General features: G+C 51.9%; 9 protein-coding genes. 2 read left to right on the forward strand and 7 right to left on the reverse strand.

Annotated features, from left to right (window positions below; genetic code table 11):
• Positions 1 to 43: 43 nt before the first annotated feature.
• The 5 genes from kefC to dapB all read right to left on the reverse strand — a co-directional run bounded on the left by kefC (position 44) and on the right by dapB (position 8,283).
• A complete protein-coding gene (kefC, locus tag ACMV8I_RS11750) occupies positions 44 to 1,897 on the reverse strand; it encodes a glutathione-regulated potassium-efflux system protein KefC (protein WP_498865404.1) in 1,854 nt (617 codons plus the stop codon).
• Positions 1,884 to 2,444, reverse strand: coding sequence for a glutathione-regulated potassium-efflux system oxidoreductase KefF (gene kefF / locus ACMV8I_RS11755; protein WP_498865405.1), 561 nt, complete (start codon positions 2,442 to 2,444; stop codon positions 1,884 to 1,886). The genes kefC and kefF overlap by 14 nt, the downstream gene beginning before the upstream one ends.
• Before the next feature lie 134 nt (positions 2,445 to 2,578).
• Entirely contained in the window at positions 2,579 to 5,803 is a 3,225-nt protein-coding gene (carB, locus tag ACMV8I_RS11760) for a carbamoyl-phosphate synthase large subunit (protein ID WP_498865406.1), read from the reverse strand.
• A gap of 17 nt (positions 5,804 to 5,820) precedes the next feature.
• Positions 5,821 to 6,981 (reverse strand): glutamine-hydrolyzing carbamoyl-phosphate synthase small subunit, encoded by a 1,161-nt coding sequence (gene carA / locus ACMV8I_RS11765; protein WP_498865407.1) that lies wholly within the window; start codon positions 6,979 to 6,981, stop codon positions 5,821 to 5,823.
• Between the two features lie 480 nt (positions 6,982 to 7,461).
• Positions 7,462 to 8,283, reverse strand: a complete 822-nt coding sequence (dapB, locus tag ACMV8I_RS11770) for a 4-hydroxy-tetrahydrodipicolinate reductase (protein WP_498865408.1) — start codon at positions 8,281 to 8,283, stop codon at positions 7,462 to 7,464.
• Positions 8,284 to 8,841: 558 nt separating this feature from the next.
• Here dapB and ACMV8I_RS11775 point away from each other — a divergent pair.
• Both ACMV8I_RS11775 and ACMV8I_RS11780 read left to right on the forward strand, forming a co-directional pair.
• Positions 8,842 to 9,993, forward strand: coding sequence for a porin (locus ACMV8I_RS11775; RefSeq protein ID WP_498865409.1), 1,152 nt, complete (start codon positions 8,842 to 8,844; stop codon positions 9,991 to 9,993).
• A gap of 173 nt (positions 9,994 to 10,166) precedes the next feature.
• Complete coding sequence (locus ACMV8I_RS11780) at positions 10,167 to 11,036, forward strand: SMP-30/gluconolactonase/LRE family protein (RefSeq protein WP_498865410.1); 870 nt, start codon at positions 10,167 to 10,169, stop codon at positions 11,034 to 11,036.
• Between the two features lie 33 nt (positions 11,037 to 11,069).
• Here ACMV8I_RS11780 and ispH read toward each other — a convergent pair whose 3' ends face one another.
• Together ispH and fkpB are read right to left on the reverse strand one after the other, a co-directional pair.
• On the reverse strand, positions 11,070 to 12,047 hold the full coding sequence (gene ispH / locus ACMV8I_RS11785) for a 4-hydroxy-3-methylbut-2-enyl diphosphate reductase (protein WP_498865411.1): 978 nt from the start codon (positions 12,045 to 12,047) through the stop codon (positions 11,070 to 11,072).
• Positions 12,028 to 12,498, reverse strand: coding sequence for an FKBP-type peptidyl-prolyl cis-trans isomerase (fkpB, locus tag ACMV8I_RS11790; protein WP_498865412.1), 471 nt, complete (start codon positions 12,496 to 12,498; stop codon positions 12,028 to 12,030). The genes ispH and fkpB overlap by 20 nt, the downstream gene beginning before the upstream one ends.
• Between the last annotated feature and the right edge of the window lies 1 nt (position 12,499).

The raw sequence follows: 12,499 nt of genomic DNA on the forward strand, positions 1-12,499 counted from the left end.
CTTTCGCTGCCGCCCATCTATGTTTTCTCCGCGTCTGCGTTGCTTACCCCTTAGCTTCAATAATCTCCTCTTCAGGGGCTTTACCGTCAATACTACCGCGCCAGCCTTGCTGCTGGCCCGAAGCATGACGCTCCTGATCCTGCCCGATAGCCATGCTAAGCATATCTTTCGCACGCTGCATACTGGCGATACGGAATTCAGTATCCTGATAGTTCCCGGCAGTTGCCGCGAGCATCTTCAGGTTATAACGCCGGAACAGATCGGCTTTTTCACGCGCCTCATAAGCATCCAGGCCCAGGAGCTCCAGCGTCTCACGCCCGACGCGCAATGAACCTTCGAAAGTTTCACGCTCCGGCGCTTCTACGCCTAACTGAAGCAACTGATACCAATGATCGACGTCGCGAGCGCGGGCGATAATCTTCAGATTGGGGAAATGCTCCTTCGCTAACGCCGTCAGTTGCAGGTTAGCCTCGACGTCATCAATGGCATTGATCAACACTTTGGCATTGGCCGCCCCGGCCGCTTCAAGAAGATCAACCCGCGTGGCATCACCATAAAAAACCTTTGTGCCGAATTTACGTAAGGTTTCGATATGGTCCGGATCGTGATCCAATACGACGGTATGCACATTATTGGCCAGCAGCAAACGACCCGCGATCTGACCGAAGCGACCAAAACCGGCAATAATGACCTGCGCATTTTCGTCATCAATAGTGTCTTGAGGACGATCTTCCTGCGGCGTATTACGCTCCATACGCGCTGCCAGTACCAACAGCAACGGCGTCACGGCCATTGATAGCGCAACAGCCAGCGTCAGCGCTTTCGCCCACTCGACTGGCAACACACCGGCCATTTGCGCAGCGCTGAAAATAACAAAAGCAAACTCACTGCCCTGACCGATTAAGATCGCGAACAACCCGCGCTGTTTTTTTGGCACACCGAGCCACGGCGCAACCAGCCAGAGCAGCGCCGCCTTCAGCGCCATAAAACCGGCCAATAATATCGCAATCAGCAGTGGCTGATGAATCAGTGTGCCGAAGTCGATAGACATGCCAACACCGATAAAGAACAGACCGAGCAGCAACCCCTTAAACGGCTGAATGTCGCTCTCAAGCGCATGACGATATTCGGAACTCGCCAGCATCACGCCGGCCAAAAATGCGCCCATCGCCATCGAAAGGCCCGCTATTTCGAGCAAAATACCAAAACCGAATACCAGAAACAGTGCCACAGCGCTGAACACTTCACGCATCCCAGAGCGGGCAACAAAATGCAGTAGCGGGCGCGTGACATACCGCCCGAGGAGCACCACCACCGCCAGCGCACCGAGTACCTTCGCCGCCGAAAGACCAAAACTGGCTAACGTAGTGGCTTCACCGGTACTGGCCAGCAGAGGGATCATCGCCACCAGCGGAATTGCCGCGATATCCTGAAACAGCAGCACGGCAAACGTACTACGACCCATTGGCGATGATGTCAAACTGCGTTCGCTCATGGCCTGCATAGCGATAGCGGTTGATGAAAGCGCCAGCGTCAGGCCAATCAGCAAGGCAACCTTCCAGTCGAGCCCCAGTAAATAACAGAACAGACTAAGCACCAGGCCGCAGCCTGCCATCTGCATACTGCCGCCGCCAAAGACCGAAGCACGCAGCGTCCAGAGACGTTTAGGATCCAGCTCCAGGCCGATGATAAATAACATCAGCACCACGCCAATCTCAGCGAAGGTCAGAATGGATTCCGCATCAGAAACCAGCTTAAGTCCCCACGGACCGATGATGCAGCCGGCGATGAGATATCCCAGCACGGAACCTAAACCGAGACGGACCGCGATCGGTACAAATAGTGCCGCCGAGCCAAGATAAATCAGCCCTTCAATCATCAGATTATGGTTGTCCATTTTCGACCTCCGGCGCACAACCTTCTTTCAGACTCAGGCAGGCGGTTAAGCGTCGGCAATACTCCTCACCCGCCGCTTTCAGAGCAACTTCATCGCAAATAAAGGTGTTGTGTACCGCAAAATAGGGCTGCCAGTGCATACCGCAGTAGACCGCCGTCGCCTGCAAAGGCTGCGCCAGCACGTCGAAATTCGGGTGATCGCCCAGTTCAAAATGATGCTCATTACCGCCAGTGGTGACGGTCCACAGACAGTGTTTTCCCTTGAGCGCATTACCTTCATGGCCATAAGCCCAGCCGTGCTCCAGCACTTTATCAATCCAGAGTTTCAGCAACGGCGGTAAGCCATACCATTGAATCGGATGCTGGAACACCACCAGATCGGCCCGTTCAACCGCCTTCTGTTCGGCATCAACATCAATATTGAAATCAGGATAGAGATCGTACAGCGAACGGACTTCAACATGGGGCAGATCTTTCACGGCTGAGAGCAATCCCTGATTAGCGCGCGAGTGACGCGGATAGGGATGGGCGTAAATTATTAGGATCATGCAGGTCTCTTGTTTTATTTCATTCACTTCAGCATACGCAACTTTCTGCTTTCTGGTAACGAGGGACGCATAAAGTGAAAAAGGCGCAGCTTGCGCCACGCCTTTTGTCCTGACCTGAGCGGTCAATTATGCCATCAGCCCTTGATTTTGGCGTGCATCTCCTGCACCGACGTCACTTGTTCAGTCGGATCAGAAGAGAGCGCCATCGCGGTGGCAAAGCCACCATTCAGCGTGGTGTCATAATGTACTTTGTACTGCAGGGCGCTGCGGCGAATCAGTTTGGAATCTTCAATCGCCTGACGGCCAGCCGTCGTGTTGACGATATACACATACTCACCGTTTTTAATACGGTCCTGAATGTGTGGTCGACCTTCATGCACTTTATTGACCAGCCGCGGGTTAATCCCTGCCTCGCCCAGTACCACGGCGGTGCCATGAGTCGCATCCAGCTCGAAACCACGTTTCAGCAGTTTAGCGGCCAAATCCACCACGCGGGCTTTGTCGCCATCACGGACTGAAAGCAGGGCGCGCCCTGTTTTCTTCATGCCTGACTGACTACCCAGCTGCGCTTTGGCGAAGGCTTCTGCGAAGGTGCGGCCAACGCCCATCACTTCCCCGGTAGAGCGCATTTCTGGCCCTAAGATTGGGTCAACGCCAGGGAATTTGTTGAAGGGCAGAACCACTTCTTTAACAGAGTAGTAAGGCGGGATCACTTCTTCGGTAATACCCTGCTGAGCCAGTGTCTGACCTGCCATCACGCGGGCTGCTACTTTGGCCAAAGGTACGCCAGTAGCCTTAGAGACGAAGGGTACAGTACGTGCGGCACGTGGGTTAACTTCAATCAGGTAGACTTCATTGTTCTTCACCGCGAACTGCACGTTCATCAGACCGCGAACGCAAAGCTCAAACGCCAGTTTCTCAACCTGTTGACGCATCACGTCCTGGATTTCTTTGCTCAGCGTGTAGCACGGTAGAGAACAGGCGGAATCACCGGAGTGAACGCCAGCCTGCTCGATGTGCTCCATAATGCCGCCAATCAGCACGCGTTCACCGTCGCAGATAGCATCGACGTCCACTTCTATAGCGTCGTCAAGGAAACGGTCCAGCAGCACCGGCGCATCGTTGGACACACTCACGGCGTTCTGGAAGTAACGGCGCAGGTCGATATCGTCATAGACGATTTCCATCGCGCGGCCACCCAGCACATAAGAAGGTCGCACTACCAGCGGGTAACCGAGGCCAGCCGCTTTCTCAACCGCTTGTTCTATGGTTGAAACGGTAGCGTTAGCCGGTTGTTTCAGGCCCAGACGGTGAACCGCCTGCTGGAAACGTTCGCGGTCTTCGGCGCGGTCAATAGCATCCGGGCTGGTACCGATGATCGGCACGCCTGCGGCTTCCAGCTCACGGGCCAGTTTCAATGGCGTCTGACCACCGTACTGCACGATCACACCTTTCGGCTGTTCGATGCGCACGATTTCCAGTACGTCTTCCAGCGTCACGGATTCGAAGTACAGACGGTCGGAGGTGTCGTAATCGGTAGACACGGTTTCCGGGTTACAGTTGACCATAATAGTTTCGTAACCGTCTTCGCGCAGCGCCAGTGAGGCGTGTACGCAGCAGTAGTCGAACTCAATACCCTGGCCGATACGGTTAGGACCACCGCCCAGCACCATAATTTTTGGCTTGTCGTTGGTGGGGTTGGATTCGCACTCTTCTTCATAGGTCGAATACATGTAAGCGGTATCAGTTGAGAATTCCGCCGCACAGGTATCCACACGCTTGTAGACCGGATGAAGATTATATTTGTGACGCAGTTTGCGCACTTCGCTTTCAGAAACACCGACCAGCGTTGCCAGACGCAGGTCGGCAAAGCCTTTGCGTTTGAGCATGCGCAGGTATTCCGGCGTGAGGATCTTGAAGCCACCTTCGGCAACCTCATTCTCCAGTTTCACCAACTCTTCAATCTGCACCAGGAACCAGCGGTCAACGTTGGTCAGGTTGAAAATACCGTCAACGGACAGGCCCGCACGGAATGCATCGGCGATGTACCAGATACGCTCGGCCCCGGCTTCTTTCAACTCGCGACGAATTTTAGTCAGCGCTTCCGGGTCATCCAGGCTAACTTTTGGGTCAAAACCGCTGGCACCCACTTCAAGACCGCGTAACGCTTTTTGCAGTGACTCCTGCTGCGTGCGGCCAATTGCCATCACTTCGCCGACGGATTTCATCTGCGTAGTCAAACGGTCATTGGCACCGGCGAATTTCTCGAAGTTGAAGCGAGGAATTTTGGTCACAACGTAGTCGATGGACGGTTCGAACGACGCCGGTGTTTTGCCACCGGTGATATCGTTCATCAGTTCGTCGAGGGTATACCCTACCGCCAGTTTGGCTGCCACTTTGGCAATCGGGAAACCGGTCGCTTTCGAGGCCAGCGCGGAAGAACGTGATACGCGCGGGTTCATTTCGATAACAATCAGACGGCCATCTTTCGGGTTCACCGAGAACTGGACGTTAGAGCCACCGGTTTCTACGCCGATCTCACGCAGCACCGCCATCGAGGCGTTACGCATGATTTGGTATTCTTTGTCGGTCAGAGTTTGCGCCGGTGCCACCGTGATAGAGTCACCGGTGTGAATGCCCATGGCGTCGAAGTTTTCGATTGAGCAGACGATGATGCAGTTGTCGTTTTTATCACGCACCACTTCCATCTCGTACTCTTTCCAGCCAATCAGCGACTCATCAATCAGCAGCTCTTTGGTTGGCGAAAGATCCAGACCGCGTTCGCAAATCTCTTCAAATTCCTCGCGGTTATACGCAATCCCGCCGCCGGTGCCGCCCATAGTGAATGACGGTCGAATGATGCATGGGAAGCCGACGTCAGCGGCAACCGCCAGCGCTTCTTCCATATTATGTGCAATACCAGAGCGCGCAGTGTCGAGGCCGATTTTTTTCATCGCCACGTCGAAACGGCGGCGGTCTTCGGCTTTATCAATAGCGTCTGCCGTCGCACCAATCATGGTCACGCCGAATTCAGCCAATACACCCTGACGTTCCAGCTCAAGCGCACAGTTCAGCGCGGTCTGGCCGCCCATGGTCGGCAGCACGGCGTCCGGGCGCTCTTTTTCGATAATTTTGCGCACAACTTCCCAGGTGATTGGCTCGATATATGTCGCATCAGCCATGTCAGGGTCAGTCATGATGGTGGCAGGATTGGAGTTGACCAGAATGACGCGGTAGCCCTCTTCACGCAGGGCTTTACAGGCCTGGGCACCGGAATAGTCGAACTCACAGGCTTGACCGATAACAATCGGGCCAGCGCCGAGGATCAGGATGCTTTTTATGTCTGTACGTTTTGGCATGTCGTTATTGCTCCTGATTATTTGCCGACAAGAGTGGCGTTAGAACGGTATTGCTCAATCAGTTCGATAAAGTGATCGAACAACGGTGCCGCATCGTGCGGGCCCGGACTGGCTTCAGGGTGGCCCTGGAAGCTGAACGCCGCTTTATCGGTGCGATGAATACCCTGAACCGTGTGGTCGAACAACGACTTGTGCGTTACCCGTAAATTGCCCGGCAGGTTTTGTTCATCAACCGCAAAACCGTGGTTCTGCGCGGTGATCATCACCACGTTGTTATCGAGATCTTTCACCGGATGGTTGCCGCCATGATGCCCGAGTTTCATCTTCAACGTCCTGGCACCGCTGGCCAGTGCCAGTAGCTGATGGCCCAGACAAATACCAAACACCGGGATATCCGTTTCGAGGAAAGTCTTGATGGCGGCAATAGCGTAGTCGCACGGCTCCGGATCGCCCGGCCCGTTAGAAAGGAAGATACCGTCCGGGTTAAGCTTCAGAACATCTTCTGCTGGCATCTGCGCCGGGACCACCGTCAGGCGGCAGCCACGATCCACCAGCATGCGTAGAATGTTGCGCTTAGCGCCGTAGTCGTAGGCCACCACGTGGAAGGGCAGCTGTTCTGCTGTTTTCGCTTCCGGTAATTCGCCTTCCAGTGTCCAACTGCCTTGTTGCCAACTATAGGCTTCCTGCGTCGTCACTTCTTTCGCCAGGTCCATGCCTTTCAGGCCAGGGAACGCTTTGGCTTTTTGCAGCGCCAGTTCAGCATCCGGTGAATCGCCCGCGATGATGCAGCCGTTCTGTGCGCCTTTTTCACGTAACAGACGGGTCAGCTTGCGGGTATCAATATCGGCGATAGCGACAATGTTGTGGCGTTTGAGGTAATCCGAGAGATTTTCTGTACTGCGGTAGTTGCTGGCAATAAGGGGTAAATCGCGGATAACCAGGCCCTGAGCGTGTACTGCGGGGGATTCTTCATCAGCGGCGTTAGTGCCGACATTGCCGATATGGGGATAAGTAAGGGTGACGATCTGGCGAGAATAGGAGGGATCAGTAAGGATTTCTTGATAGCCGGTCATCGACGTATTGAAGACCACTTCCCCCACTGCCGTACCCTCTGCCCCGATGGCCCGACCGTGGAATTGGGTTCCGTCTTCCAGAACCAATAGCGCTGACTTTATCAAAGCATCCTCCAGGAATAATAAATCATATTATTTGCATATTAATTCAGATTAACCGATCTAAATCAATGCAAAAATCATCCCCGAAGACAATTTTTGGCAAATTGGGCGCATTCTAATGATGGTAGTTCGGTTTGTCCATCAAAAGCACCACTATTTCTCTCTATTTTGCTGAACTCAGTGGGAATGGGGGTCCACTGCCATAAAAGAGCAGGCTATCTTTCAATGGTAAACGTTTGCGAAGGGCTTTGTCTTATAAATGAGGGGAAATTCGAAATGTTAATCGCGGTGATAGAATTGGTGGTTATTTTTCCACCGTCACGGTCAGAAAAATGAAGGTAAAGCCACATAAAAGACTATTTTAATTGAAAATCCAATCAAAATAGTCATAAAAAACAAAGAAAAGAAAAGGGCAGCCAAGGAACCACCCTTTTATCAAAACGTTATGACCAAAACAACCACATCACAATGGTATGAAAAAACTTATAAATTATCCAATCCAAGCACATCTTTCATGTCATAAAGACCATTTTTCTGCGATGAAAGCCAAACAGACGCTTTTACTGCACCATTCGCAAAAGTCATCCGACTGGAGGCCTTATGGGTGATCTCAACCCGCTCGCCAATATCAGCAAACATCACGGTATGCTCACCAACGATGTCGCCAGCTCTGATCGTGGCAAAACCAATAGACTTCGGATCACGCTCACCGGTATAGCCTTCACGGGCATACACCGCACACTCTTTCAGATCACGCCCCAGCGCACCTGCGATCACCTCGCCCATTGCCAGCGCGGTGCCGGAAGGTGCGTCAACTTTATGGCGATGGTGAGCTTCAACAATTTCGATATCAGCATAGTCGCCCATAACCTTGGCGGCTTTCTCGAGCAATTTGAGCACAACATTAACACCCACGCTAAAATTTGCGGCAAACACAACGGGAATCGCTTCTGCAGCCTGCGCGATTGCAGCCTTACCCGCATCATCAAAGCCCGTAGTGCCGATAACAATGCTTTTATGGTGTTTCTGACAAAATTCAAGGTATTCCAGCGTGCCTTCCGGACGGGTAAAGTCGATCAGAATGTCGAAATCGCCCACCACGTCATCCAGACTGTCGCTCACCTTCACATTGAGACGTCCCACACCGGCAAGTTCTCCTGCATCGGTGCCGACCAGAGACGATCCTTTGCGCTGAAGCACCGCGCCAAGTACGACTCCCTCAGTCTGCGAAACAGCCTGAATCAGCTGCCGGCCCATGCGACCACCCGCGCCCGCAATTGCCATGCGGATCTGTGAATTACTCATATCACTTTCTCTTGTTAATTTGATGATGTTGCCGACTGGCTATTAAGTCAGAGTAACTGCTCCTCTTGAGCACTGCCAGAGGATTCAATTGATGATTAGAAAATTATGATATCTCCTGCTTTTCATCAGTATTTCTATCAATCGATTAACATCACACCAACTTGGAAAAAAGTGCCATTCGCACATAGTTATGCAGTTATATGTGCGAAATGCACCGGTAAAGCGCTGTATTTCTTAACAGGCACCGCTACGCTGCCGTTATAGCCTTTATTACGCATCTATCGCTGATAAAAGCAGCAGTCCATACTTCTACACAATCTAAATCAGTAAACCTTCATAATTAACCCACAATTCATCTTGATTAAATTAATGAACATGTTAATAAGTAGCTTGCTAATTTTAACTTTCGAAATTTTAATTTAGCCCGCCAGATGGCGAAAGCCAGGGCGCGTCGGCCCCCCTAACCTTGATGTAAGGGGATAACAAAAAAACATACCAAAACGTATTGCTATCAATGGTTTTTAACGTTCAACGCAGTTTTGGTATAGAGAACTATAGATGAAATCCAACTTCAATAAATTTACACAGGGGGCTGCTGCCAGCCTGCTCTTTGGCTGTGCATCTTTTGCTGCGCACGCCGAAATCACTCTGATTAAGCAAGATCCCCAGCCTTATGATTTGCTCAGTCGTCTGGATTTCAAAGTGGGCGGGAGTATTCGTCCACAATGGAATATGGAAACCGGTGATAAAGATAAGGGATCGTATAAAAATAACGGCTTTGACGGCGGCTCACGTTTCCGTTTCTCGGCTGATTACTCTCTTTTTGATGATATCAGCTGGGTCAGCTACTACGAACTGGGCGTGAACTTCCCTGCTCTGATGAGTTGGGATGATCACTATGCAGACGGCGCTCACAACACCACGCGTCGCCAGTTGTACACCGGTCTAAAAAGCAAAACCTACGGTCAGCTGACCTACGGCCAGCAAAACAGTGTGTATTACGATGTGGTCGGTGCCAAAACCGATATCTGGGATTACGACATGCTCGGCCAGGCGTCAGGCAACGGGGTTAACGGAGATTACGATGGGTCTTATCGCTCCCGTAAGATGCTGAAATATAAAAATGCCTTTGGCAGCGCAGATGTCTACGCCTCTTATCTGTTCTCCGACAACGATCTGCTGACCGGTGACGGCCTGCGTTACAAACGTAAAGGCGGCGGCTCTGTCGGTGTCGATTACCACATCACCAAAGACCTGACATGGGGTACTGCGTACAACTATACCAACGCAGAAATGAAAAACCTGGGTCAGCGCAGCTCCACCAATTATGACCAAAACATCATAGGTACCGCACTGAGCTGGAAACCGGGCAACTGGACAGCATCCTTCGGCGGCGGTTATTACAACAACTTCCTGACGACCAAGAACAAGAAGGATAACAACTACTTCGCAGGTGACGCCTACGGTCTGGAATACTTCCTGGGCTACGCGTTCCCAATCAACCAGTACGCAGTGAAAACAGTTCAGCCATACTTCATGGGCGACCGTCTGACTTACGTGACGGGTCGTAACTATCAACGTATCGACAATGGCCTGGGTCTGTCCGTTCAGATGGACTACGGCTTCCGCGTTGATTACGAACACGTGTTCAGCTCCACTACTGATGACCGTGGCGACATGAACCTGGTACGTCTGAGATACGACTTCTAAGCGCTTTTGTTCGAAGGCCGTTTTCACTGTCATTAACTTTCGAGGTTATTAATAGAAAACGGCCTTCTTTTAGCATCATTTTTACACCTATTCTCCTACCCTCTTCGAACAAAGCCAGACTAGACTGACTATCAGACAAAGATTCAGCGTTAACCTTTGCAGGAGAGTTAAGCATGTCCGCATTTTTACATTCCGCCATCACCGCCATTGGCGACTATCGGGCTGATTTAGGTGAGACCCCAGTCTGGTGCCAGCGGACACAGTCGCTGCTTTGGGTCGACATTCTTAACCTGAAGCTACTGCGCTATTGGCCTTCGCAACAAAAAACCGAAATACGTAAATTGCCAGCATTGACCAGCGCAGTGCTGTTAACGCAGTCTCTGAATCGCTTTCTGCTGGTCTCGCAGGATGGATTACATCTTTACGACCACACTCTCAGCAAATCCGAAAAGTTGTGTGACTATGCAGGCGCAGAAGGCACGCGGCCCAATGAAGCCGCCATCGCACCCGATGGTTCATTATGGTTTGGCACAATGGACCTTAATGAACAGCAGACGATTGGCGCGTGGTATCGCTATGAACTGGCTGATAGAAAACCGGCATTGATGATGGATAACGTGGGTATTACCAATACCCTGGTATGGCACGAGGGCAAGGTCTGGTTTGCAGACAGCATGAAGAAACGCTTTTACTCGGCCAGTGCGAGGTGCATTAATCCGCTGAAAATCTCCTGTTTCTCATCGGGAGATAAAACACCTGACGGTTCCGCCGTTTCTCAGGATGGCACCTTGCTCACAGCTTGCTGGGGGGGGAAATGTTTATTACGCCAGAAAATTAATCAGGGGGAATTGCTCATGCTGGACACACTTCCCCTTCCGGTGACTCAGCCCAGTTGCTGCACATTTGGCGGCCCTGACATGACCGAGCTATTTATTACTTCTGCCCGCAAAGGCCTCTCCTCGCCAGGGGAACTGGATGGTGCGTTACTGCACGTACAAACATCTGTCGTCGGTACGCCACAAAATCTGTTCCATCTTAGTTAGTTGGCGTTGAACATCGTAAAAAGCGGCCAGTTTTCACTGACCGCTTTTTACGATGTCGTTTTCAATCTGTTTGACGTCTACCCGCAGCTCTTTCGGTACTTCGAACACGATATTCTCTTCGCGTCCTTCCATATTAATCACATCTGCACAGCCCAGCATTTTCAGCTTATTGATCACATCCTGCACCAAAATATCCGGTGCAGAAGCGCCGGCGGTAAGGCCGATGCGTTTCGCATCTTTCAGCCAAACTTCCTGAATATCTGCCGCAGAGTCGATGAGATAGGAAGGCACACCGACACGCTGCGCCAATTCTGCCAGGCGGTTGGAGTTCGAGGAGTTTTTCGAACCGACCACCAGCACGACATCTGCATCCTCCGCCAGATTACGCACAGCTTCCTGACGGTTAGTCGTCGCATAGCAAATATCATCTTTTCGCGGGCCGATAATTTTCGGGAAGCGGTCACGCAGAGCGTCGATCACCTCGGAGGTATCATCAACGGACAGCGTGGTCTGCGTCATAAAGCACAGATTTTTTTCGTCTTTAACCTGCAATTTATAGACGTCCGCAGGCGACTCGACCAAATACATGCCGCCGTTAGGATTACTATACTGGCCCATGGTGCCTTCAACTTCTGGGTGCCCGGCGTGACCGATCAGAATCGCTTCGGTGCCTTTACGGCTGGCACGCGCCACTTCCATATGCACTTTAGTGACCAGCGGGCAGGTGGCGTCGAATAACATTGTCAGGTCACGCGCTTTCGCTTCAGCACGAACAGCCTGAGAGACGCCATGAGCAGAGAAAATGAGAATCGAACCATCAGGCACGTCACTGATTTGCTCAATGAAAATCGCGCCCCGCTGTCGCAGGCTGTCGACCACGTAGCGATTATGCACTACCTCATGGCGCACGTAGATCGGTGCACCATAAAGCTCCAGCGCGCGTTCGACAATGCTGATCGCGCGATCGACACCCGCACAGAATCCTCGCGGGTTAGCCAGCAGTATTTGCATGCTTCTCCTCCGGTTGAGGATCAATCTCCAGCACCTCGATATCAAAATCGATATATTGGCCCGCCAGCGGGTGGTTAAAATCAACGGTGATTGAATCTTCAGTCACATCACGCACTACGCCGGGCATTTCGCTGCCATCACGGGTAGTAAATAACATGATAGTACCCGCATCGGGAATGCCGGTTTCCTGAAAATCACGCTGTGAGAAATACTGCACCAGGTCCGGGCTTTTGGAGCCGAAAGCCGACTCAGGGGCCAGAGTAAACGCGTGTTTATCGCCAACCGTTAAGCCCAAGAGTTCGTTTTCCAGCGCATCCGAAAGGCTGCCATCGCCAAGACGGAATAGCGCAGGCTTACCATTTCCACGGGTAGACTCCGCCGTCGATCCGTCTTCCAGCTTCAACGTAAAATGCACCAATACCGCGCTGTCGTGTTTCACCTGTTCAGACATG

Source organism: Ewingella sp. S1.OA.A_B6 (genome assembly GCF_049889095.1).
GTDB lineage: Bacteria > Pseudomonadota > Gammaproteobacteria > Enterobacterales > Enterobacteriaceae > Ewingella.

Coding starts and splice junctions, on each gene's coding strand:
- kefF (WP_498865405.1), bottom strand. CDS start 2,444: ATGATCCTAATAATTTACGCCCATCCCTATCCGCGTCACTCGCGCGCT.
- carB (WP_498865406.1), bottom strand. CDS start 5,803: ATGCCAAAACGTACAGACATAAAAAGCATCCTGATCCTCGGCGCTGGC.
- ispH (WP_498865411.1), bottom strand. CDS start 12,047: ATGCAAATACTGCTGGCTAACCCGCGAGGATTCTGTGCGGGTGTCGAT.
- dapB (WP_498865408.1), bottom strand. CDS start 8,283: ATGAGTAATTCACAGATCCGCATGGCAATTGCGGGCGCGGGTGGTCGC.
- ACMV8I_RS11775 (WP_498865409.1), top strand. CDS start 8,842: ATGAAATCCAACTTCAATAAATTTACACAGGGGGCTGCTGCCAGCCTG.
- ACMV8I_RS11780 (WP_498865410.1), top strand. CDS start 10,167: ATGTCCGCATTTTTACATTCCGCCATCACCGCCATTGGCGACTATCGG.
- kefC (WP_498865404.1), bottom strand. CDS start 1,897: ATGGACAACCATAATCTGATGATTGAAGGGCTGATTTATCTTGGCTCG.
- fkpB (WP_498865412.1), bottom strand. CDS start 12,498: ATGTCTGAACAGGTGAAACACGACAGCGCGGTATTGGTGCATTTTACG.